Origin of the sequence: Chryseobacterium joostei (assembly GCF_003815775.1) — a bacterium.
In the GTDB taxonomy this organism is placed as follows: Bacteria; Bacteroidota; Bacteroidia; order Flavobacteriales; family Weeksellaceae; genus Chryseobacterium; species Chryseobacterium joostei.
Genome location: NZ_CP033926.1, coordinates 3,784,210 through 3,809,220, shown reverse-complemented (window position 1 = coordinate 3,809,220; position 25,011 = coordinate 3,784,210). Strand labels below are relative to the sequence as shown.

Genomic DNA, 25,011 nt, shown 5'->3' with positions numbered 1-25,011 from the left:
ATTCACGCGGAAAAGAGTTAATCCTTTTATCTTTTTTATACTTACTATCAATCATTTCAGTTTTCGCATTGTTTACGATCAATAGTGCGCAGGCAATTAAAGGGATTGAATAAAGCTAGGTTGAAATTATTCTGAACTTCCATAGAAACAAAAAACCACCATTCTATTGAATAGTGGTTTTTATATTGTTGAAAACTTTTCAGCTTAAGCAGTTGGATCCGGAGTAAATACTCTCTGCGACAATTCCTGGTCAAAAAGATATAATGCAGATGGGTTATCACAAACCATTTTGATCTTTGTAACGTACTGAGAAGCGCTTGCCTCTTCTTCTACCTGCTCATTAATAAACCACTGCATGAAAGAAGTAGTTGCAAAATCTCCTTCTTCATTGGCATTCTTTACAATATTGAAAATACTTTTAGTTACTATCTTCTCATGTGCCAATGCTTTCTCGAAAATATCCGTTGCGCTTTCAAACTCATGTGGAGGTTTTGCAATTTCTCCGATGATAATTTCTCCACCTACATCATTCAAATAATCAAACATTTTATCTGCGTGCATTAGCTCTTCCTTGCTTTGTACTCTGAAGTAGTTGGCAATCCCATCCAGATCTTTTCCGGAAAACCATGCAGACATTGAAAGATAATATTGAGCGGCGTATTGTTCGTGGGCAATTTGTTCGTTAATTAATTTTGCAATTTTTTCGCTAACCATAAGTATTAAATTTATATTCAAAAATAGGGAATAAAAGCCCGAAATCAAAAGTTTTACGGAAAATTAATACAAAAAGGATGGAAAAATATCCATCCTTTATACATTAAAAAATCAAAATTACAGAGAGTTATTTTACTTCAGGAGTAGCTGTATTCATATGCTTTTTCATCATTCTTTTATCTTTCATAGCCATTCTCTTCTGCTCCATTTTAGCTTTTCTGTCAACCTGCCATTTATCATATTGTTCAGGGGTAAGTATTTTTTTCATGTCAGCATCCATTTGCGCTCTTTTAGCTTTCATCTCATCCATTTTAGCCTGTCTCATGTCTTTATTTTTTTCAAACTCAGCTTTCATTTCAGCTTTTCTTTTTTCGTGTAATGCCTTTACCTGAGCTACTTGAGATTGGTTAAGATTAAGGTCTTTTTGCATCTGTGCTAAATGTTCCTGCTCCTTTTGTTGCATTTTTTGCTGCATTTCAGCTCTTCTTGTTTCTCTGTCTTGTGAAGTTGTCTGTTGTGCCATTGCAAAACTTCCCATTCCGATAAATGCTATTGCTAAAACTAATTTTTTCATCTTTTAAAAATTTAATTAATTGTTATTATATCTTTTTGATTATGAAACAAAAGAGAAGTTAAATTAACACATTCATAAATAATGTTAAATTTTAACAAATAATAATCAAAAAAGTTAAATAAAAAAGGACAGATTATAAAAACCTGTCCTTCACACCACTTAAATATAATATATGAAAATTAATTCCTTACTAAACTCCCTCTGAAGCCTCCGCTATTACCACGGCTTTGCTGGCTTGGGCCCTGGCTTTTTGACTCTTGTCTAAAACCACCACTATTTCCTCTAAAGCCACCATTATTCTCTCTGGATGGAGCAGGAGCTGTTTCTCTTCTTGTTTCGGTATTTCCTCTAAAGCCTCCTCCATTGTTACCCCTAAAACCTCCACTTCTTTCTGAGTTTCCTCCTCTGAATCCACCACTATCATTGTTTCCTCTAAAACCTCCGGTATTCTCGTTTCTAAAGCCAGAATTTTCATTTCTTCCATTATTATCCTGTCTGCGGAAGCCTCCATTTCCCGAACCATTGTTTTCGAATCCATTATTTCTAAATCCGTTATTGGATCTGGAGCTGCTTCTGATGATATCAAAAGTAGGATTATCGGTTCTTCTAAACCTTGATCGATCTACTCTGTAAATATTAATGTTTACATTTCTATATCTTGGCATTACATTGTATCTCGGTACATAATATGTTCTTCTGTAATTCTGGAAGTATACAATAGGACTGCTGCCACGGTAGTAGTTATTTTGGAAAACTACAAATACTCTTGGCCCCATAATTCTTTCCAGAGCATAAAACCTATCATAATACCATCTATCTGGATTATATCGATAGAAATTATCCCAAGCTGAAAAACTGGCATATAGGTTATTCAATCTGATAATCTGATCAACCTGCCAACGATTTAATCTGCTTTGTACAAAGAAACCGTTCCAGTCAACATTAATGATACTACTTCTATAATCGTTATAATAATTCTGATAATAATCACTTGGATAATAATCCTGAGGATAGTTGTAATAATAATCATCAGGGAAGTAATTTCTGTCATCTTCATCATTGTAATAGCCATTACCATTCTGATAATAACCATCATCTCCCCAACCATTATTCGGATACTGCTGAGCAGACGTCAAAACGCCCAACCCAAAAGCTAATCCCAAAAATATTTTTTTCATCTCTATTGTCGTTAATTGGTTAGTATATAACAGAATATCTTAATTCTATCTTTTTGATACAAATAAAAAAAAGAAGTTAAATCCTTAGATTAAACTTCTTTTAAAATATTATTAACTAATTGATAATCAATTGTTAAATTTACATCCTGCCACTATCTTTTATCCAGTGAGCAATTTTCTTATTAAATAATTTTTGTTCTTTCAGATCTTCCAGCTTTAGATGCATCCTATAGCGCCAATAATGAGGAAAAACAGCAGGATTATTAATCCTTTCATTATCCATTTTCTTATTGGAAAGCTTCGAATCCGTTGCAAGAAACTCCTGAATCGGGAAAATAGCCAGCATAGATTCGTTATACAAATGCTGCTTCATAATAATCTCTGCCAGATCCGGAGTCAATTCCACGGGGGCTTTCCCATACTGGATGAGTTGCTGGTTAAAATATCTTTGAGTTAAAGCTGAATCTTCTTTCCACCATTGTCTCAAGGTTGAGCTATCATGAGAAGAGGCGGTAACTACATTCATATAATTTGCATATCTCGGATCATAGAATGGAATATTTTCGGCAGGCATACGTTGAACCTTTAAGGCAATAATAGCCAACTCATCCATCACAGCCGGTACACATGCAGGAACCATTCCCAGATCTTCTCCGCAGATGAGCATCTTGGTAGCATTCAGGATAACAGGAAGTTTTTCCATAGCCTTTTCCTGCCAAAGATGATCCTGTCTTCTGAAGAAATAATCGTGGTACAGATCATAGATACTTTTCTGTTCCTGTTCTGACAAATATTTGTAAGACTCTGTATTATAAACATTAAATCTTGGATGATAAACCGTCTCTCCATTTCTTTCCTCTGTTAAGAATAAAACATTGGCACAAAGGGAGATCAATTGGTCTTCAATATCACCATATGGTTTTTTCTTAAAGAAGTTTACCAATTTCCTTTGAGTATCAAATTCTTCTTTCAATGAATAGGTACCATCCTCATTATGATCCATAAATTCAAGGGCTTTCACGCTATCCCCTCCAAAATAATCCCATAAAATTTCATTGTTGATAAATGGCTTACAATACCTGTCAAATTTAAACGGAATCTGCCAAGCCTTAAATTCATCCAAGACAATAGGAACAGCCGGATAAAAGTACCCTAAAATCCCTTGTACGGCAGAAATTGGCATTCTCCAGATTCTGAAGAAACCTAGAATATGATCAATCCTCATAGCATCGAAATATTGCTCCAAAGCTTTGAATCTGTTTTTCCACCATCTATAGTCATCTTCTTTCATGGCTTCCCAGTTATACGTTGGGAATTCCCAGTTTTGACCAAGTTCAGTAAACTGATCAGGTGGTGCCCCGGCCTGGAAATCCATTCCAAATAATTCCGGTTCAGTCCAGGCTTCTACAGAATATCTATAAATTCCAATTGGCAGGTCTCCTTTTAAAGAAACTCCCAGTTTATGAGTATAGTCGACTGCATCTTTTAATTGTACATGAAGCTGATACTGTACCCAGGCATGAAGCATTGAGATATCATAGTCCTTACTTTTCGTGGTAAAAAACTGTGCGATCTTTCCAGCAATATATTTTTTATGTGTTTTCCACTCATTGAAATTCGGGGTGTTGTATTTGTCTCTTAACACACAGAATGCAGCATAAGGAACAAGCCAATATTCATTGTCTTTTATAAATTTCTTAAAGTTTCTATCCTTATAGATTTTATCTTTTTCAGCATAGAAAATTGCTTTTAGATACTTCCATTTACCTGCAATCACTTTTTCATAATCAATCAGGTCGAGGGTATTTAAGTTCTGTTTTTCAAGCTGATACTCATTAACTAATTCTTTCGGTAAAGAAAAATCAAGTTTTTCCAATGAAATATATTGTGGATGCAAAGCATAAACAGATACTGCTGCATAAGGATATGAATCTGTCCAGGAATAATTTGCTGTTGTATCATTAATGGGAAGAATCTGGATAATACCAAGGTTCGTTTCCTTTGTCCAATCTGCCAGTTTTTTAATATCTGTAAACTCTCCTACTCCAAAACCATCTTCGCTTCTTAAAGAAAATACAGGAACAGCCACTCCGGCATCATGATACATTTGATAGCCTTTAAATCTAAAATAATGATTGGAAACAATCTGTAGAACATCTTCAACCGGATTGGCAATGGTAAATCTATTATCACCAGTTTCCACATCAATCACCCTGTTTTCTTTTCTGTCGTAAATACAATATTTAAATTGAATCAATTCATTTTCCGGAATTTCAACAGAAGTTTCCCAGATTCCAAAGTCTGTCTGAAATAAAGGAATTACCTTTCCATAATCCCAATTTCCTAATGAAGCAGTATTTCCAAACAGGACGATTCTCCAGTCAGGATTATATATTGGAGCCTCTATTCTAAATAAATGAGTATGCTTTTTTAAAACAGTCGATTTTTCAGGAACAAAGTCATGCAGCTTGTTGTAAAGGATTTTATTGTTTAGGTAATTCTCCGGAAAGTTTTTATTATTCCATTCATCAAAAATGACAAACTCCTTATAATTGTGTGGAAAATTAAGATGATGTGAAACAAATTCTTCTCTTAAAACATTTCCTTTTTCATTCACAACTCTGTATTGATAAGAAATGGATCTTGAAAAATAATCAACCTCACATCTCCATAAACCATTCTCTGCACAAAACATAGTATGGATATGAGCTACAGTCCCTTCTTCACTTATAACAAGTTGCAGATTTTCTCCAGCCTTTACAATATATCCTACATTAAAGTATAGCTTCATCTATATTTTTTTATAAAAGTACATTATAATATCGAAAAATAAAACTTCTTGAATATCAAATAATCATTAAAAAACCTTCCCAATACTATTGAAAAGGTTCTATCATAAGTCAAGTTTTTTGATATATTTTTTTAATCAATTATTCTGCTACCAAGATTTTCTTAGTTAGTAATATTTTTCCTGATTCATCAGCAATACTTACAATATAAGCACCATTAATCAGTCCTCTGAGGTAAACTTTCTGATCCAAAGAACCATCTTTAACAGATAGGCTTTCATTCATTACATTTTTACCGGATAAATCGAAAATAGTTAGCTTTAGGTTGCCTTTAACGTTTTTGTTGCTAAGATGAACATTGATAAAATGCTCATCAACCTTAGTCGGATAAATCTCCAGATTAGTAATAATACTAGAAGAACTCTTTTTATCATTCGCAAAGTATTTACTTGCCAGGTCATAAATATGAAGATTCTGCTCACCAGGAAGTTGCTTTGCCTGTAAACTCTTCAGGTCAACTTCATATAAAGGAGCACCTTTAGCACTTGCAATTACTACTTTACCTTGGGCATTCACAGCAGAACCATTTACAGAATAGTTATCCGGAATACCTGCAATTTTACCCACAAACTTTGCGCTTAGATCTTTAACAGAAACCTTAAACACATTTCCTGAAGCTGAAAAAATATAAAAATTATTATCCACATCAGCAATCATATCTCCACCAAAACCAGTTTCTATTGCTGTAAAAGAGTTCTTTCCGTTCGAAGGATCATCTTTAATAATTCCCAAATCGTTAACAACATATTGTCCTCCTTTTTTACTCATCTGTAAAAGCTGTGTTCCAGCATTATTGACTGCATAAATATTTCCATCATAACCTGCTGTCATTCTTGTAATATGAGAATTAATATCACATGAAGACACTCTGGCTACATTATTCTCCACTAATGTAATTTCCTTAGTCTGAGGGTTTAAAACATAGATATTAGAAGAAAACATAGGCATATACACCAGATTATTATTAGAAAAATCATATGCCAGTGCGGCCATAGTTACGGCCTGTGAATTATTAAATGAGTTTTTATTTTCAGCCACAGAGCCTTTTCTAGCCTGCGAAAATATTTTGGAAGAAGATTCCGCTGTAAAAATTTTCTCACCGGAGGTAGCATTTACAGCATCCATAGCACGGAAATCGTTGAAATTAATACCGGGAGTATCTTTTCCTGTAATGGCAAAAAAATCCTGCTGTGCATGGATATTAATACCCAAAAACAATAAAAACAAAGGGAATAAATGTTTTTTCATAATACTTATTTTTATATTCGTAATCAATTTGACATAACTAAGTTACACAATTTGTAAATTAAAAAACAAATATTCTTTATAATTTAGATAAAATTCACAACAGATTAATCTAAATGTTACTATTATAATAAATATCAATCCAAATCATATCCATTCAATTAGAAGTGGGCTTTAGCCCGCTTTTTTTAAGAATGATCGGTTGTTATTTTGGCCTGGTTATCTATTGGGTATTTGTATGGATAAGGTATGGGTATGGGCTCTAGTTCGTTTGTCCATTTTTATGGTATGGCACAAAAAAAAGTCTCATACACTACTGTATGAGACTTTTAAAAATAAAATAAAAACTGGCGGCGGCCTACTCTCCCGCGTTAGCAGTACCATCGGCGCTGGTGGGCTTAACTTCTGTGTTCGGAATGGGAACAGGTGAGCCCCACCGCTAAAACCACCCTAAAGGCTGTATATAAGGTTGCAGGTTAGAGGCAAAGGGATGCAGGCTTATCCTGCTTCCTAATAGCCAACATCTGCTACCTGGTTTATATTCGATAAAAACCTTCACAAAGAGGTAACCTTGCTGCACTTCCGTGCGCCATATTAGGCTATAAATCTACGGGTAATTAGTACTACTCGGCTATGACATTACTGTCTTTACACCTGTAGCCTATCAACGTCGTCATCTCCAACGACCCTTAAAAGATGTCTCATCTTGAGGCGAGTTTCGCACTTATATGCCTTCAGTGCTTATCTCTTCCAAACGTAGCTACTCAGCGGTGCACCTGGCGGTACAACTGATACACCAGAGGTTTGTTCAATTCGGTCCTCTCGTACTAGAATCAAGCCCTCTCAAACATCTAACGCCCGCAATAGATAGAGACCGAACTGTCTCACGACGTTCTGAACCCAGCTCGCGTGCCACTTTAATGGGCGAACAGCCCAACCCTTGGGACCTTCTCCAGCCCCAGGATGTGACGAGCCGACATCGAGGTGCCGAACCTCCCCGTCGATGTGAGCTCTTGGGGGAGACTAGCCTGTTATCCCCGGAGTACCTTTTATCCTATGAGCGATGGCCCTTCCATACGGAACCACCGGATCACTATGTCCTGCTTTCGCACCTGATCGACTTGTAGGTCTCACAGTCAAGCACCCTTATGCCATTACACTCTACGCACGGTTACCAAGCGTGCTGAGGGTACCTTTGAAAGCCTCCGTTACTCTTTTGGAGGCGACCACCCCAGTCAAACTACCCACCACGCAATGTCCTTCTAAAAGAAGTTAGGCTCCAAGTAAGTAAAGGGTGGTATTTCAACGTCGGCTCCACAGACACTAGCGTGCCCGCTTCAAAGCCTCCCACCTATCCTACACATTACTTACTCAAAGTCAATACGAAGTTATAGTAAAGGTTCACAGGGTCTTTTCGTCCCATTGCGGGTACTCGGCATCTTCACCGAGACTACAATTTCACAGAGCTCATGGTTGAGACAGTGCCCAGATCGTTACACCATTCGTGCAGGTCGGAACTTACCCGACAAGGAATTTCGCTACCTTAGGACCGTTATAGTTACGGCCGCCGTTTACTGGGGCTTCAGTCAATGCCTTCGGTTTAACCCTAAGCACCTTCCTTAACCTTCCAGCACCGGGCAGGTGTCAGACCCTATACTGCATCTTTCGATTTTGCAGAGTCCTGTGTTTTTGATAAACAGTCGCCTGGGCCTCTTTACTGCGGCCACCATTGCTGATGGCGTCTCTTCTCCCGAAGTTACGAGACTATTTTGCCTAGTTCCTTAACCATGATTCACTCTAGCACCTTAGGATTCTCTCCTCGACTACCTGTGTCGGTTTTGGTACGGGTTGCTTCACTTCGGCTTTTCTTGGAAGCACTTTCCCTGCAGCAGCTTCGCCCGAAGGCTAGGCCTTGACTATTCCGTCAGTCTCCAGCAGGTACGGCACTCCGTCCCCTTTTTAGTGTGAGCAAGTATGGGAATATTAACCCATTGTCCATCCACTACCCCTTTCGGGTTCGCGTTAGGTCCCGACTAACCCTCAGCTGATTAGCATGGCTGAGGAAACCTTAGTCTTTCGGTGAGCGGGTTTCTCGCCCGCTTTATCGTTACTTATGCCTACATTTTCTTTTCTATCCGCTCCACAATACCTCACAGTACTGCTTCGGCGCAAATAGAATGCTCTCCTACCAGATGTACTATAAAGTACAAATCCATAGCTTCGGTAATATGTTTATGCCCGATTATTATCCATGCCGGACCGCTCGACTAGTGAGCTGTTACGCACTCTTTAAATGAATGGCTGCTTCCAAGCCAACATCCTAGCTGTCAATGCAGTCCAACCGCGTTGCTTCAACTTAACATATATTTGGGGACCTTAGCTGTTGGTCTGGGTTCTTTCCCTCTCGGACATGGACCTTAGCACCCATGCCCTCACTGCCGTAGAACATTTATTAGCATTCGGAGTTTGTCAGGAATTGGTAGGTGGTGAAACCCCCGCATCCAATCAGTAGCTCTACCTCTAATAAACTTATATACGACGCTGCACCTAAATGCATTTCGGAGAGTACGAGCTATCTCCCAGTTTGATTGGCCTTTCACCCCTACCCACAGGTCATCCGAAGACTTTTCAACGTCAACCGGTTCGGTCCTCCACTCTGTGTTACCAGAGCTTCAACCTGCCCATGGGTAGATCACAAGGTTTCGCGTCTAATCCTACTAACTAAGCGCCCTATTCAGACTCGCTTTCGCTCCGGCTCCGGTACTTAATACCTTAACCTCGCTAGTAAAATTAACTCGTAGGCTCATTATGCAAAAGGCACGCCGTCACACCATATAGGTGCTCCGACCGCTTGTAGGCGTACGGTTTCAGGTTCTATTTCACCCTTCTATTCGAAGTGCTTTTCACCTTTCCTTCACAGTACTTGTTCACTATCGGTCTTTCAGGAGTATTTAGCCTTGGAGGATGGTCCCCCCATATTCAGACAGGATTTCACGTGTCCCGCCCTACTCATTTATCACTTAAATATGCCTTTCATATACGGGGCTATCACCCTCTACGGCCGTTCTTTCCAGAACGTTCTATTAAACATAAATTAGCTTTTGGGCTAATCCGCTTTCGCTCGCCACTACTTACGGAATCTCTTCGATTTCTTTTCCTCCGGGTACTTAGATGTTTCAGTTCTCCGGGTTTGCTCTCCAATAAATTGGAGTGACTGGTCTTCAACCAGACGGGTTGCCCCATTCGGACATCTGCGGATCAATTCGTGTGTGCCAATCCCCGCAGCTTTTCGCAGCTTACCACGTCCTTCTTCGCCTCTGAAAGCCTAGGCATCCGCCATACGCCCTTAACGATTTCTTTCCTAATAATTATATTAGTTCAGTATTTTTTGATAAATTCTCATTTATCGATATTTTTATAAACTCGGCACTCGAAAGTGCTCGGTTATCTCTTTGTGATGTCTTTACCGTTAATGTCAATGATCTTAATGTCTTCTTGTCCGTCTGATGAACAGATATTGTTTTTGGCTCTATCCGTAACTTTTAAATCAAACTTCCAAAACTGTGGAGAATAAGGGAGTCGAACCCTTGACCTCCTGCGTGCAAGGCAGGCGCTCTAGCCAGCTGAGCTAATTCCCCCTCTAGTAGACTTCAGATGTCAGATTACAGACTTTAGACCTAAATGTCTGACGTCTCATATCTGATGTCTTCCCGTCTTATAATTAGTAGTCTCGGGCAGGCTCGAACTGCCGACCTCTACATTATCAGTGTAGCGCTCTAACCAGCTGAGCTACGAGACTTTGTTATGGTAGTGAGTGATGTGTAAAAGGAAATTCCCAATTCATACATTCACTTCCCAATCTCTTTCCCTAATACTAATTTCTAGTGGGTTTTGTATTTTATATATATATCAACCAAATAAAAAACTAAAGCTTCTCTTTAAGCAAGTGCGTGTATCTTGCGATACTAATTTTGTTTATCGTCCAAAGACGCTCTAAAATGAGATGTTCCAGCCGCACCTTCCGGTACGGCTACCTTGTTACGACTTAGCCCTAGTTACCTGTTTTACCCTAGGCAGCTCCTGTTACGGTCACCGACTTCAGGTACCCCAGACTTCCATGGCTTGACGGGCGGTGTGTACAAGGCCCGGGAACGTATTCACCGCGCCATGGCTGATGCGCGATTACTAGCGATTCCAGCTTCATAGAGTCGAGTTGCAGACTCCAATCCGAACTGAGACCAGCTTTCGAGATTTGCATCACGTCACCGTGTAGCTGCCCTCTGTACTGGCCATTGTATTACGTGTGTGGCCCAAGGCGTAAGGGCCGTGATGATTTGACGTCATCCCCACCTTCCTCTCTACTTGCGTAGGCAGTCTCACTAGAGTCCCCAACTTAATGATGGCAACTAGTGACAGGGGTTGCGCTCGTTGCAGGACTTAACCTAACACCTCACGGCACGAGCTGACGACAACCATGCAGCACCTTGAAAAATGTCCGAAGAAAAGCCTATTTCTAAGCCTGTCATTTCCCATTTAAGCCTTGGTAAGGTTCCTCGCGTATCATCGAATTAAACCACATAATCCACCGCTTGTGCGGGCCCCCGTCAATTCCTTTGAGTTTCATTCTTGCGAACGTACTCCCCAGGTGGCTAACTTATCACTTTCGCTTAGTCTCTGAATCCGAAAACCCAAAAACGAGTTAGCATCGTTTACGGCGTGGACTACCAGGGTATCTAATCCTGTTCGCTCCCCACGCTTTCGTCCATCAGCGTCAGTTGTTGCTTAGTAACCTGCCTTCGCAATTGGTGTTCTAAGTAATATCTATGCATTTCACCGCTACACTACTTATTCCAGCTACTTCAACAACACTCAAGACCTGCAGTATCAATGGCAGTTTCACAGTTAAGCTGTGAGATTTCACCACTGACTTACAGATCCGCCTACGGACCCTTTAAACCCAATAAATCCGGATAACGCTTGCACCCTCCGTATTACCGCGGCTGCTGGCACGGAGTTAGCCGGTGCTTATTCGTATAGTACCTTCAGCTTCCCTCACGAGGAAAGGTTTATCCCTATACAAAAGAAGTTTACAACCCATAGGGCCGTCGTCCTTCACGCGGGATGGCTGGATCAGGCTCTCACCCATTGTCCAATATTCCTCACTGCTGCCTCCCGTAGGAGTCTGGTCCGTGTCTCAGTACCAGTGTGGGGGATCACCCTCTCAGGCCCCCTAAGGATCGTTGACTTGGTGAGCCGTTACCTCACCAACTATCTAATCCTGCGCGTGCCCATCTCTATCCACCGGAGTTTTCAATAAAAAACGATGCCGTTTCTTATATTATGGGGTATTAATCTTCCTTTCGAAAGGCTATCCCCCAGATAAAGGCAGGTTGCACACGTGTTCCGCACCCGTGCGCCGCTCTCAAGATCCCGAAGAATCTCTACCGCTCGGCTTGCATGTGTTAGGCCTCCCGCTAGCGTTCATCCTGAGCCAGGATCAAACTCTCCATTGTATGTTTGTCTGACTCACTCAAAGTTTTGACGCTTTAGTTTTTCCTTACTTGGTTGTTATATTGTATGTCAATGATCTTTATATCTTCCGCTTTTTAATGAAGCACTCTTCTCTGTCAGTGGCGCTCCATATTTGCGAGTGCAAAAGTAAAACTTTATTTTGTAATGACCAAATGTTTCTGAAATAAATTTAAAGTTTTTTAAGTAACCCTAAACTTTATCCTAAACCTCAATCAACCTACTCCTGCGCTCCCGTTTTATCGGGACTGCAAAGATACAAACTCTTTTTTATCCCGCAAGTTTTAGTGACTAAAACTTGAAAGTTTTTTTTTCGCCTGTCTCTCTCGTAGTGTATAATGTTTATGTCCATCCAAGGGCTCTCTGCGCTACTGAATGTACTCTCGTTTTCAGTGGGGCAAAGATAGAAACTTATACCATACCCCGCAAGATTATTTAACATAAAGTTCATATTTGCATCCCTTTTTTCCATAAGCCCCTGGAATGCAGGGACAAAAATTTTAAACAAATGTTTGGAAGAGGGGGAGCAAGCGTGGGAGGGTTGGAGGGCGGGAGGGCAAGTGGGGAGAAATGGGGGGATTTGCAGTCATTATATAAGGGATGGGGAATAGGTAATGGGTAATGGGTAATGGAAGATATCCTATTATAGTATATAAGGAGGTTGGTAATAATCCCTCTCCTACTTCTCGGGATGCCGTTTTTATTTTTTAGGCGGGACTAGGGCCAAATTTGACGGGGATTTTATATTAGCATGGATTAAAGCTCATCCCCAGTGAATAGGTGTAGGCAGGAGATGGATTTTTGTGGAAGACCTCCCACTAGCCCTGATAGGAATGGTTACCCCACAGCACGCAGTGGAAAGGCGTCCGGCCTGGGCATTGGAATACAGTGAGCGAGGAGTAAAAATGGAGAGCAGGAAAAAGCTACTAATAGATATGATTACTGGACTTATCACAAACAATCGGAGCTGTTCTATTATATATAGGTTTATCTTTTGATCGTAAATAAAAAAATTCCGTAAGAATCCTAAATATGGGATCCTTACGGAATCATGATAAAACCAAAGTTTATATTTTTAGCTCAGAACATAAGATGTTCCGTCTCTTCCGTCTTTTAATTCAATACCTTCAGCTAGCAGCTTGTCTCTGATCTGGTCTGAGAGGTCGAAGTTCTTGGATTTTCTTGCCTGATTTCTAAGCTCAATCAAAACCTTCAATGTCTGGTCTAGCTTCTCATTGTTATTTTCTTCTATATTCTGTAGTCCTAGTACATCAAAGATAAAGGCATTTAAGGTAGATTTTAAATCTTCAAGATCTACTGTTGAGATGGTCTCTTTGTCATCGTTTAAAGCAAAGATGTATTTCACTGCTTCAAATAGATGAGCAATTAAGATTGGAGAATTGAAATCATCCGTTAAGGCTTCATAACATTTATTCTTCCAGTCTGCAAGGCTGAAACCTGATGGCTTCTCATCATTAGCAGTGATTGAATTCAATACTTTCACAGCTTCCATTAATCTGATAAATCCTTTCTCACTGGCAATCATGGCATCATTGGAAATATCCAAAACACTTCTATAATGTGCCTGTAGGAAACAGAAACGCACGATTGACGGATGGAAAGGTTTTTCAAAGAAATCATTATCTCCTGTAACCAATTGCATTGGAAGAATGTAATTTCCTGTAGACTTACTCATGCGTTGAGAATTCATTGTCAGCATGTTAGCATGCATCCAATAGTTTACCGGAGCTGCATCATTGCAAGCTTTCCCTTGTGCGATCTCACATTCATGGTGTGGGAATTTCAAATCCATTCCTCCTCCGTGAATATCAAAAGTTTCACCTAAATATTTAGTACTCATTGCTGTACACTCAAGATGCCATCCAGGGAAACCTTCTCCCCAAGGGGAATTCCATCTCATAATGTGGGCTGGGGATGCTTTTTTCCAAAGGGCAAAGTCCTGAGGATTTTTCTTTTCTCCCTGTCCGTCAAGGTCACGGGTATTTGCGAAAAGTTCTTCTATATTACGTTTTGAAAGTTCACCATAGTTCAATCCTCTTTTGTTGTATTCTAATACATCAAAGTATACCGAACCGTTGCTTTCATAGGCAAAGCCTCTTTCTATTAATTTTTGTGTAAGCTCTATTTGTTCTACGATATGACCTGTTGCAGTAGGCTCAATGTTTGGTGGAAGCAGATTGAACATATCTAAAACTTTATGAAAATCAACAGTATATTTTTGTACGATTTCCATTGGCTCCAACTTTTCAAGTCGGGTTTGTTTTACGAATCTGTCGTTATCAACATTTCCATCATCAGTAAGGTGTCCTGCATCGGTAATATTTCTTACATATCTTACTTTATACCCTAAATGCATTAAGGTACGGTAGATAAAATCGAATGAAAGGAAAGTTCTTACGTTTCCTAAGTGTACATTACTATACACTGTAGGTCCGCAGACGTACATTCCAACATTTCCGTCTAAAATAGGTTTGAATATTTCTTTTTCCGCTGTAAGCGAGTTATAGATTTTTAATTGCATTTTTTTTTGTTCAAAGATTCAAATAATTAAGTTTTAAAAATTAGTCAAAATAATTTGACTACAACAAATAATTGTTGCAATAAAAATTTTATCTGAAACTTTTTTAAATTGTATCATAATTAAATAGTTTCTAAGTGATGCTGCAAATGATCTACGTAATCCTTAATGATGAATTCCAGTGTAAAGACCCGAGGTTCTGTTTTGGTTGTATCACAAGTCTTCTGTAAAGCTTCATCAGGAATATTTTCTACTACATGAACAATCTGATAATTCAAAGATTTCCAAAGGGTAATCAGCTCTGAAGTTGGAACATTCTGATAGTTCTGAGCTTTTACCCAAGCATTCTGATCATATACAATATTCTCGTTCTCTTTATATTGAGTTACTACAAATCTACGGATATTTGTAAAAGCACTATCACAAAGGTGGCCTATAATTTCTTTTTTAGACCATTTCTCCGGTGTAGCCTTATATGCCCATTCTTCTTCAGAAATTGTTTGAAATCTCTGAAGCTCAGCATCTACAATATTCTTAAGGATCTGATAGTTCATTACTAATAATCTAGTTTAGCATGGCTTCCTACGTAGTGTAAGAATTCCTGCCTTGTAATTGGGTTTGTTCTGAATATACCACTCAGTTCTGCTGTAATGGTAGAACTTGCGGTATCTTTAATTCCTCTGCAATTTACACAAAGATGTTTTGCATCAATGATACAGGCAACGTCTTTTGTTCCCAACGCTTCTTTCAAGGCATCTACAATCTGCATCGTCAGTCTTTCCTGAACTTGTGGCCTTTTTGCATAATAATCCACAATTCTGTTGATCTTTGAAAGACCAATCACTTCTCCGTTTGAGATGTAAGCAACGTGTGCTCTTCCTATAATTGGCAAAAAGTGGTGTTCACAAAAAGAATATACAGTAATATCTTTTTCCACCAGCATCTGGCGGTATTTATATTTATTTGAAAATGTAGAAATTCCCGGTTTGTTTTCAGGAAGAAGTCCTCCGAAAATCTCATTCACATACATTTTGGCAACACGCTTCGGAGAGTCTTTTAGAGAGTCATCAGTCATATCTAACCCTAATGTTTCCATTATCTCTCCAAAAAGCTCAGTAATTTTTTCTATTTTTTCCTGTGGCGATTTATCAAAAGCATCTTTCCTTATAGGCGTATGTTCTTTTCCAGTGAAAATATCATCGTCGTTATCAGTAAAATCAACCATTTTTATTTAATTTGCAGCAAAAATACGGATAATATTGTTTCATCGATTTCAATTGAATGAAAAACGTTATCTTTTATAACCCACTCTGATTAGAAAACATATGATTATTGTCGAAGAAGTACAAAACCAACACCAGAAAAAGGAATTTCTAGTATTCCCGACACAACTTTATCAACACGACAAAAATTATATACGGCCTTTAGACAACCACATTGAGGAGATTTTTAACCCTGAAAAGAACAAATTCTTCAAGGGTGGGGAGTGTAAAAGATTTTTGTTTAAAAAAGATCATAAAACAGTGGGGAAAGTGGCTGTTTTTATCAACAAATGCTATGAACAGGATCAACCAACGGGAGGTTTCGGTTTTTTTGACTGCATCAATGATCAGCCCACTGCTAATTTCATTTTTGATCATTGTAAAAACTGGCTTCAGCAAAGAGGAATGGAAGCTATGGACGGGCCTATTAACTTTGGTGAACGGGATAAATTCTGGGGGCTTTTGATTGAAGGCTTTGAGGAGCCATTATTTGGAATGAATTACAATTTCCCTTACTACAAGGAACTTTTTGAGAACTATGGTTTAAAAGTTTATTTTGAACAGCTTTGCTTTACGAGACCTATTTTTACTGAAGTTTCAAGGGTTTTTACAATCGCCTATGAAAGGAACAAAAGAAATCCTGCTATTTCTGCCCAGCCGATGAAAAAGAATAACCTTGAAAAGTTTGCGAAAGACTTTACAGAAGTTTATAATAAGGCATGGGCTTCTCATGGAGAAGGAAAGCAATTAGAAGAGGCTAAGGTCCTGAAAATGTTCAATACAATGAAGCCTATTATTAATGAACATATCTCCTGGTTTGTTTATGAAAATGAAACACCTATTGCCATGTGGATCAATATTCCGGATCTGAATCAATGGTTTAAATACCTCAACGGTAAGTTTGGAATTTTTCAAAAGCTTAAACTGCTCTTTTTGAAACAGTTTAAAAAGAATGAAAAAATGGTAGGCCTTGTCTTTGGAGTGGTTCCTGAATGGCAAAGAAAAGGAATTGATGGCTATATGATCTGGGAAGGCACCCAGCACTTAAGAAAACATACTGACTTCAAGGTTACTGAGCTTCAGTGGATTGGTGATTTTAATCCAAAAATGGTCAAGATTGCAGAAACTCTTGATACAACCGTAACCAGAAAACTGGCTACTTACCGGTATTTGTTTGACAGAAATAAAACGTTTGAAAGACATCCCTATTTATAATTAAGCTGTTCTTTGTTCTGGATATCTCATTCTTTCACTCATGGAAGAATAGGATTTGTATTTTTTGAAAAAAATTAAAATAAACTATATAAAATGAAAAAAGTTATTATTAGTATTTTATTAATATCTTTTAGTATCACTTATTCACAAAACTTCACCCCAAGCGGTTATAAATCTGGTTATTCAAGTACTCTTTCGGTGAATAGCCTTGGAGGAGATCATGCTGTATTTGGAGTACAATCTGAAAACTCAGGGAGATCATTAAAATATGATGAGATTATTGGTTCCCCTTATTACAATACTGAATTTCAGCTTGCAAAAATTTCAGACAACTATGAAAAAGCAGCTGTAAGGTATAACAGTTATCTGGATGAAGTTGAGTTTCAGAAAGACGGAAAACCTCTGGTACTTCCTAAAGAGGAAAAGTTTTCCAGAATTGAAATTGCTTCACCTAAAAGTACCATTGTATTATTAGACACCAATGATGAACTAAGCGGTTACTTTTTTGAACTCGTTCATGGAAGCAACACCCTTTATAAAAAAGTAAAGACTAAATTTAACGATGTTGTTCCTGCAGCTAATTCCTACGCATCGGAGAAAGCTGCATTCTTTAGAACACTGGATCCTGTTTATTATATTAAAACAACAAAAGGATTGATTAGAAAAACTAAAAAGGAGAAAGATATTCTGTTATTCTTCCCTGAAAAAAAAGAAGCTATAGAAGCATTCTTTAAATCAAACTCTATTAAACTGAATAAAGAAGAAGATCTGGTTAAATTGGTCAACTTTTTAAATCAATAAAAAAATAAAACCCTGTGAACATTCACAGGGTTTCCTTCATTTTTGGTACTTTTATTAGAATAGCTCTCCGGCTACTTTTTTAATATTATCACTTTTCCCCATAGAGTAAAATTAACAAATATATAAATTATTAATTTACAACTATTTACATTTTTAAAAATATAATAATCTGAAATTTATCTGAAATTACATCTAATCACTAAAGATAAAAATACTGCTTACCAAATTAGATTTGAATATACAGGTAAAATTAAACTCGAATAAAAAGTATTGTGTATTGCAAAATAAATTTTAAAACCAATTTATTAAACCCCATCGAAAAATGGGGTTTAATTCTTACTTTTGTGAAAACAAAAATGATAACATGAAGTTCCGTAATGACATATCTTTTCTACGAGCAGTCTCAGTTATATCTGTTTTGCTGTATCATTTTAAATTTTCTTTTTTTAAAGGAGGATTTATAGGCGTTGATATTTTTTTTGTAATTTCTGGATATTTAATGACTAGAATTATTTTATCCGAATTTAAAACTAATACATTTACTTATTGGAATTATCTAAAAAAAAGAATTAACAGAATACTGCCTGCATTATTAGTCATGATTACATTTTTTGCACCAGTAATTTACTTTCTAATTCCTACACAGTTTCTGATTTATATGAGATCATTTTTCTCAAGTAGTCTATTTTTTTCAAATATTTATTACTACTTAAATTCAGGCTACTTTAATAATAAATCTCAATTTAATTATTTATTACATACATGGTCGCTATCTGTAGAGTGGCAGTTCTATTTGATTTATCCAATTATTCTGCTTTTTTTAAGACCAATATTTTTAAACAGAAGAAATGCATTTAATTTATTTTTCATTGTAATAATGGTATTGTCATTTTCTTCTATGCTGTATCACAATCAATCTTATTCATTCTACATGTTTTATACACGAGCTTGGGAAATGATGTTTGGAGGCCTGGCATATTTATTTGCTGGAATATCAAAAAGAATATCGGAAAGAAATAAAAATATTCTTGTTATAGCTTCACTGTTGCTAATTTTAGCGTCTATATTTTTAATTAATAGTCATGAAGTATTGTGGCCGTCTCCATTAACTATTGTACCTGTTATATCTACAGCAGCAATATTAATTTTAAATGTTGATTGGAAAATATTCGAAAATAAAATCATTTCATTTTTTGGAAATATCTCCTACTCATTATACTTATGGCACTGGCCATTTTACGTTTTAAGTGTATTTTTTTCGATAAATGATAGGTTTAGACATAAGTTACTATTCATTGGGATTTCTCTTATTTTTTCTACTATATCATATTATATAATTGAGAAAAAAAACTACAACAAAAAGACATTTACTATAATATTATCTAGTATCATATTATTCGCTATTTCATTCTCATTTTCAAAAATTAAAGAAAATAGTATATTCGACGATAAAACAGCTAAACTAGTTTGGGCAACAAGCAATTATAAATCAAGCAATGATGCCATTAATCAATATGGATTTAATGAAAATTATTTTAAAAGCACCGATAATTTTAAAAATTACAACTTAAATAAAATAAATATAGAACCTGAAAAAAAATATATAATTCTACTTGGAGATAGTCACGCAGGAATGTTCTTTGAAACATTAAAAGATATAGTTAAAGATTCCGGATATGAACTAATGCAGATTAATGCAGAAGGTACTTATCCAATGATTTATGGAGTTTCTGACTTTTCAGGTCCAAAAGAGTTTTTCAATTATTTCTATAAAATATATTTTCCAGAAAATAAAAACAACATTGATTTAGTTATAATAAGTTCTAATTATAGTGCTTATGAGCAATCTGATCTTGAAAATAAAATTGATTTTACTGAAAAATATTTTAAAAAACAAAAAACTAAAACGTTGTACCTTGGCCAAACTCCCACATATTATATCGATTACCCAACGCAATATTATATTAATCAACAATATGGGATTGTTCATCGAAATCAATTTTTTGCAGATAGAAATGTTAATTCTGCTAACTCATATCTTAAAAAAAGATTAGGATCTAGATATATAGAATTACTTAATTATAATGTTAATAAGGTATCTGAAGATGGCACTCCATTTGTTTATGATACCAATCACCTTACTCAATATGGGGCTAACCAATACAAAAATAATATTTCAAAAGCTTTAAAATAATATAAATAATCCCCACTACTCTGTGGGGAATGTTTATTTAAAAATGGTTTTATAATACTTCAGATTACTTTCTCTCTCTTTTAATCCTTTAGGAGTTCCTTTCTTTTTAAGGCTTCCAATATTTATAATTTTGGAAACAGAAAAAATATCATCTTGATCTGCAAAATTATTAAGCCCCCTGCTATTCCAATACCATATTGAAGCAATAATTGAATCTGATTCATTTAATAGAAGATCTGGATTTTCCAGATAATTAACATCCAAACCTTTACTTTTTGCATAATTTGTCAGTTGCAAGTAATTTGATCTTCCTGTAATTTGAAAAATTCCACGGCCTCGGTATTTCCAACCATCTCCAGGTGTAATATTTCCAAGATTATCGCGGCCCCATGTTCCTCCATAGACGATGTTTGCAATAGCCATTTGATCAGCAGGATGATTTACACTTCTTCCATAATCATAGGCCTGTGTATTTGTTATTCTATCCTTTCCAAAGGTAGATAAAAGACCCTCTACAGAATAATTAAGGCTTTCAGTTTTTGGCTTTAAACCGCTCTCATGGTCTGCTTGTGCAAAAAAGTGAGCTAACCTCAACGGTGTATTAATTACGTTTTTATTGAGAAGCGTTTTATATTTTTTTGATAACTCTAATGCTGTCATTTCTTTTTATCTATTATTAAACCAAATTAAACCGGCAACTCCCAAAACGGCAACTGATACTCCACCTATTTTTACTCCGTTCCAGAATCTTTTTCTTTGATTACTTTCAGCTTCTTTTTTTACTATTTCCATTTGATTCTGTAAATAAGAAATATCAATATTTAATTGTTTTTCCCTTTCTTCGGCAATAATTTTATCTTGCTTAGAGATTTCCACTATAGTTCCCAGGGCTTCATCTTTTGCGGTTAATAAACTCTTGCTAACAGCAATCGCTTTATCTTGTTCATTAATTATCTGATTAGCGCCATAAAGTGCATATTCAGTTTTCTGAAGTCTAATTTTTAGATATTCGTTTTGCTTAAGTCCCTTGTATACTTCAGGGATTTGTCCCTCCGGAATATTCCTTGTACTTGTATTTTGAGATAAAATCAAATTGCTCGTTAATAGAAGCAGAATTAATGTGATCGCTTTCATTTTGTGTGCTTTTTAGTTCATTGAAATTTTTATCGTATTCGGTTCTCATATTAAGAATACTATTATTTATATTCTTAAAATTATCACTCAATATTCCAATCCCGATATTTTGTTGTTGCAGTATATTTTTAAAAGAATCACGTTTTTGATTTGCTGCGTTTTCTCTTAATTCGGATTGGTATTTTTCAACTCTTTGGTTTTCCTGTATCTTTCGGATCTCCATTAGTTCTCTATCGCTACTCTCCTTTACGACTGTATAGGCAAAGGCCGATACGAGTAGTACTACAAGAAATGCAGATAAAAGGTCTTTATTGATCTTCATTTTCTTCGGATTTTTTAATATTAGGTTCATCATCGTCTAATTTAATTCCAGCTCTTTTGGCTGCTGTATCGAATATTTTGAAATACCTCTTGTCTAACCAGTCCGTCAAGTATTGTCCGGCAAACGCTACCATAGGAAGCGATGGAGAACGCCACTGACTCCAATTGAAAGCCTTTAGCAATTCCGACGCCACATAAGTCAAGCAAAGATTTATAAGCAGAACCGCAATAATGTATGATGCGCTTATGTTTTGCTTGTTTTTTATGTAAACAAAGGAAATGTAAGCTCCCGATCCAATCAGCACCGAAAAGATTACTGCAAGTATTTCGCTGATATTGTAGTTTATATTTTCCATTCATTTTTAATGATTTACTTAAGTATATTTAGATTTTATTTTTAAATCATTAAATACTTGTTAATGTTGATTTCTTCCACCCATTTACGTATATGTAATTTTCATCATTGAATATACCGGATAGGCCTTTAACTGGATTTGATGGCAAAGCCGACCATACTGGCAATGGCTGAAATGATCTACCCCATTCATCAGACATAATCTTCATAGATACTCCAGGATCCCATAACCCCTCAACCGCAACTCCCCCCTCATTGTGGACTATAAACTGGCCTATGTTTACCTTTGACAATCCAGATTCTTGGTAAAAATCCTTTGTATTAGCGTACCATTTAGAACTGTCATTAACCCGTTCCCCTTGGTAAACCCACGCATTTAAGTAAGCGTTTTTGTCTAACAATATTGGCTTTTTATTGCATTCCAACGTGATTGTATTTATTGTGATGGGATAAAAATGTTGGCAATATATGCCTACGACATTTCCTACCCCAACAAAAATATTAATCTGTGCATGTTCAGTAGCATACAGACCTGTCCCAAACCCCATGCATCTCGCATAATTCCCCACTATAGAAGCGTGATTGTTAGCTTTTGGAAGAAATAGACCCACTGTTGTTGAATTAGGCTCTACAGACTTAACAACTGGAACTGATGTTCTACAGCATATTTTGCCAAAGTTAAAGTTTGTGTTATTTCCAGCAAATATACCTGACATAGTATTACTAACTGGATTACCTGATTCATCATGGCTTCGGCATATTACCATAACATTATCCATCCAGCAGTTTATATTGTTAAATTCTCCAAATGTAGATCCAACTTTTCCCCTACCTAAATTCAAAACACAATTAAATCTGTTTGCTGTAGGCTGATTATATAATGATGAGTAGAAACCACACGCATTATAACTGACTGGCATTTCAATAATTCCTTGTTCTTCCCAAACAGGCTGGAAAATCCCCTCTATAGCTATATTCTTAATCTTCATTGTTGTAGAATATTGAATAGTTGGGAAATTTATCTGCGACCACAGATTTCCGTCCTGAATCATTTCTCCACCAAGTCTGTACATTCCTTTAAGAATGATTCTAGCATAACGTATATTCTCATCTGCAAAAATTGCCGATATACAATCTCTAAACGCTTGTGTACAGTCTTTACCTGCATCCGGATTATTAGGATTTAATCTTTCAGCCCCAAAATCTTCTAAATAATATGTAAACGTATCTTTAACCTCCCTTTCCTCAATAAACTGTCTTATATCAATAGTTTCTTTAGGATAGGTAAGAAGCTCTATGGTAGGAAATGGCTTGTCGTTTCTAACTTGTATAGATACTGTACTATACTCAGATACATCATATATGCGTTCTCCCTCGACAAACGGATCAGTCCACGGAAGTAAAACGGTAACGGCTCCATTTTGTTTTTTAGCCAAAACAGCAGCATACTGATTACCTGGTTGAGTATTGAATATATTTTTAACCCTTAAAGTTGTTGAATTGCCGACTGGATAATCAGTAATTACACCTAAAAACGGATATTCTACGTTAGTGAATATGCCTCCATTTGCTAATAAAAACTTCCCGCCATACACCGCATTACTTGTCGTCAGTACAATTTTATCAATAGGCTCACTAGTATTTTGGTTTAAAAAACCCTTGTTGGCCTCTAGCAATTTATCATACCTACCAGAGGTGGCTTTCATAGTCGCGGGATCATTGTCATTTGTTGGATCAAATACTTTTTTAGCTGAATCCCCTGGAAATTTAGTTTCCGTCTTTTTCCAATTCGTCCCGGAAAAATAAAACAAGGTATCATATCCTGACTTTGCCCTTAGATTTCCTGCATTAGGATACTTTTCTCCATAATCAGCGGTACTATTTGGATCCGACGGTTTATCCAAATTAGATGTAATTTGTGGCTTATACCATCCAATTGTTGTTGGAGCCGGATCACTTGGAGATATGGGCTTAGCCACATTTCCAATTATTTGATAAAAAACCGATGCCTTTATTTTTTCTAATTCTCCCCCTCCCTTATCAATAGGAAAATACCCATTAAAAGGATCAGAAGCTTCTTGAAGTTCGCTTATTGTCTTAAACTTGACAAATGCAAACATATTATTGATGGTATCTGCTTGAACTTCTGTTAAACCTAACTGAGCAGCTATTTCTTTAGTTATTACCATTTTATTATTATTTTACTTGGATAGCCGTATTCTTATTATCTACAGCATATATCACTGTTTTTGCATTATTCGATAGTACCGTTGTCATTACGTCACTGAATATATCCTCTTCATTAATTGTTATATTGAGTCCTTTTTCGTCTTTTTGATTAGAAAACTTCATTACCATTTCAGAAGAATATTCTCCAACCTCTGGCTTTTCACGCCGGGTTCTCCTTGTCCCATCTATGTACAGATCCTTATTCAGCGAATGGATGGTTATAAATGAAAGTATATTATTATCTCCATGTAAATAGAAGTTATAGCTAACCCTTTCTTCTAACCATGCTGTAGTATTTATAGAACCTCCTTTGTCTCCTGTCCTTTGTGAAGAAAAGTCCTCATCAATTTCAAATGTTCCCAGGTTATAGGCTGGCAAATTGGTTACGAGCCAATCATGTTTTTCATCTTCCCAGATAAATAGATTTTTGTTAAAATTTGCTCTTGTTGCTATTCTGATAAATTGGCGGCCATTAAAGTCTGTACTATCCATGAATTGAATACAATTAGAATAGTATAATACTACTCCGGACTCGGTTCTCAATTCAAAATGACCTTGTATTTCTTCAAAACAAATAAATGTGATAGCTTGTAATTTTCCGTTAACAACCTTTGTAACAGAGGGTACTATTTTTTTTTCATCTCCAATAATCCATAAAACTAGAGGCTCGTTGGGAACCTCATTTTTATAATTTGGAATAGGAAATCTGTGATACAGATTAAATTGTAATGGATATGGGTTTTCATGTCCGTAATATTGCGCATTTTGCGGATTACTAAGGTCTTCCAATTCCTCCATCGTTCTGTAGAATCTGACCGGACTATGATACCAAAACTCGTGATGCATAAACAAAAGTAAAATATAGCTATTGT

17 protein-coding genes, 2 tRNA genes and 3 rRNA genes are annotated in these 25,011 nt (G+C 36.6%); 3 read left to right on the top strand and 19 right to left on the bottom strand.

What is annotated here, in order from left to right:
• Window positions 1–204 precede the first annotated feature (204 nt).
• The 13 genes from EG359_RS17440 to folE form a co-directional block, all read right to left on the bottom strand.
• On the bottom strand, window positions 205–714 hold the full coding sequence (locus tag EG359_RS17440; RefSeq protein ID WP_076357391.1) for a ferritin: 510 nt from the start codon (window positions 712–714) through the stop codon (window positions 205–207).
• Window positions 715–841: 127 nt separating this feature from the next.
• The gene (locus tag EG359_RS17435) at window positions 842–1,288 is read right to left on the bottom strand and encodes a hypothetical protein (protein WP_076357393.1); all 447 of its coding nucleotides are present in this window, start codon (window positions 1,286–1,288) and stop codon (window positions 842–844) included.
• 179 nt (window positions 1,289–1,467) lie between these two features.
• Window positions 1,468–2,466 carry a hypothetical protein gene (locus tag EG359_RS17430; RefSeq protein WP_076357395.1) on the bottom strand — a complete coding sequence of 333 codons (999 nt, stop codon included), beginning with the start codon at window positions 2,464–2,466 and terminating at the stop codon, window positions 1,468–1,470.
• Between the two features lie 139 nt (window positions 2,467–2,605).
• Window positions 2,606–5,257, bottom strand: a complete 2,652-nt coding sequence (locus tag EG359_RS17425; RefSeq protein ID WP_076357397.1) for a 4-alpha-glucanotransferase — start codon at window positions 5,255–5,257, stop codon at window positions 2,606–2,608.
• Between the two features lie 139 nt (window positions 5,258–5,396).
• Window positions 5,397–6,563, bottom strand: coding sequence for a T9SS type A sorting domain-containing protein (locus tag EG359_RS17420; RefSeq protein ID WP_076357399.1), 1,167 nt, complete (start codon window positions 6,561–6,563; stop codon window positions 5,397–5,399).
• 342 nt (window positions 6,564–6,905) lie between these two features.
• Window positions 6,906–7,013 (bottom strand): 5S ribosomal RNA (gene rrf, locus EG359_RS17415).
• A 144-nt stretch (window positions 7,014–7,157) separates the two neighbouring features.
• Window positions 7,158–9,920, bottom strand: a 23S ribosomal RNA gene (locus EG359_RS17410).
• Window positions 9,921–10,124: 204 nt separating this feature from the next.
• Window positions 10,125–10,198, bottom strand: a tRNA-Ala gene (locus tag EG359_RS17405).
• A gap of 87 nt (window positions 10,199–10,285) precedes the next feature.
• Window positions 10,286–10,359, bottom strand: a tRNA-Ile gene (locus EG359_RS17400).
• A gap of 197 nt (window positions 10,360–10,556) precedes the next feature.
• A 16S ribosomal RNA gene (locus EG359_RS17395) occupies window positions 10,557–12,073 on the bottom strand.
• The 16S, 23S and 5S rRNA genes sit together here with 2 tRNA genes alongside, the layout of an rRNA operon.
• 1,091 nt (window positions 12,074–13,164) lie before the next feature.
• The gene (gene cysS, locus EG359_RS17390) at window positions 13,165–14,631 is read right to left on the bottom strand and encodes a cysteine--tRNA ligase (protein WP_076353383.1); all 1,467 of its coding nucleotides are present in this window, start codon (window positions 14,629–14,631) and stop codon (window positions 13,165–13,167) included.
• Window positions 14,632–14,750: 119 nt separating this feature from the next.
• Window positions 14,751–15,182 (bottom strand): DinB family protein, encoded by a 432-nt coding sequence (locus EG359_RS17385; protein ID WP_076353381.1) that lies wholly within the window; start codon window positions 15,180–15,182, stop codon window positions 14,751–14,753.
• A 2-nt stretch (window positions 15,183–15,184) separates the two neighbouring features.
• The gene (gene folE, locus EG359_RS17380) at window positions 15,185–15,853 is read right to left on the bottom strand and encodes a GTP cyclohydrolase I FolE (protein WP_076353379.1); all 669 of its coding nucleotides are present in this window, start codon (window positions 15,851–15,853) and stop codon (window positions 15,185–15,187) included.
• A 100-nt stretch (window positions 15,854–15,953) separates the two neighbouring features.
• Here folE and EG359_RS17375 point away from each other — a divergent pair, with 100 nt between their 5' ends.
• The 3 genes from EG359_RS17375 to EG359_RS17365 all read left to right on the top strand — a co-directional run bounded on the left by EG359_RS17375 (window position 15,954) and on the right by EG359_RS17365 (window position 20,100).
• Window positions 15,954–17,105, top strand: a complete 1,152-nt coding sequence (locus EG359_RS17375; RefSeq protein ID WP_076353377.1) for a hypothetical protein — start codon at window positions 15,954–15,956, stop codon at window positions 17,103–17,105.
• 93 nt (window positions 17,106–17,198) lie between these two features.
• On the top strand, window positions 17,199–17,906 hold the full coding sequence (locus EG359_RS17370) for a hypothetical protein (RefSeq protein WP_076353375.1): 708 nt from the start codon (window positions 17,199–17,201) through the stop codon (window positions 17,904–17,906).
• A gap of 364 nt (window positions 17,907–18,270) precedes the next feature.
• The gene (locus EG359_RS17365; RefSeq protein ID WP_164463078.1) at window positions 18,271–20,100 is read left to right on the top strand and encodes an acyltransferase family protein; all 1,830 of its coding nucleotides are present in this window, start codon (window positions 18,271–18,273) and stop codon (window positions 20,098–20,100) included.
• 33 nt (window positions 20,101–20,133) lie between these two features.
• Here EG359_RS17365 and EG359_RS17360 read toward each other — a convergent pair whose 3' ends face one another.
• The 6 genes from EG359_RS17360 to EG359_RS17335 are packed head-to-tail and all read right to left on the bottom strand — an operon-like array spanning window position 20,134 to window position 24,985.
• Complete coding sequence (locus tag EG359_RS17360; RefSeq protein ID WP_076353373.1) at window positions 20,134–20,760, bottom strand: glycoside hydrolase family 19 protein; 627 nt, start codon at window positions 20,758–20,760, stop codon at window positions 20,134–20,136.
• Window positions 20,761–20,766: 6 nt separating this feature from the next.
• On the bottom strand, window positions 20,767–21,192 hold the full coding sequence (locus EG359_RS17355; protein WP_076353372.1) for a hypothetical protein: 426 nt from the start codon (window positions 21,190–21,192) through the stop codon (window positions 20,767–20,769).
• Window positions 21,137–21,556, bottom strand: a complete 420-nt coding sequence (locus EG359_RS17350; protein ID WP_076353371.1) for a hypothetical protein — start codon at window positions 21,554–21,556, stop codon at window positions 21,137–21,139. The genes EG359_RS17355 and EG359_RS17350 overlap by 56 nt, the downstream gene beginning before the upstream one ends.
• Complete coding sequence (locus tag EG359_RS17345) at window positions 21,543–21,911, bottom strand: hypothetical protein (protein WP_076353370.1); 369 nt, start codon at window positions 21,909–21,911, stop codon at window positions 21,543–21,545. The genes EG359_RS17350 and EG359_RS17345 overlap by 14 nt, the downstream gene beginning before the upstream one ends.
• 49 nt (window positions 21,912–21,960) lie before the next feature.
• Window positions 21,961–24,099: a hypothetical protein gene (locus tag EG359_RS17340; protein ID WP_076353369.1), complete on the bottom strand. Its 2,139-nt coding sequence runs from the start codon at window positions 24,097–24,099 to the stop codon at window positions 21,961–21,963.
• A gap of 7 nt (window positions 24,100–24,106) precedes the next feature.
• On the bottom strand, window positions 24,107–24,985 hold the full coding sequence (locus tag EG359_RS17335; RefSeq protein ID WP_123867436.1) for a hypothetical protein: 879 nt from the start codon (window positions 24,983–24,985) through the stop codon (window positions 24,107–24,109).
• Between the last annotated feature and the right edge of the window lie 26 nt (window positions 24,986–25,011).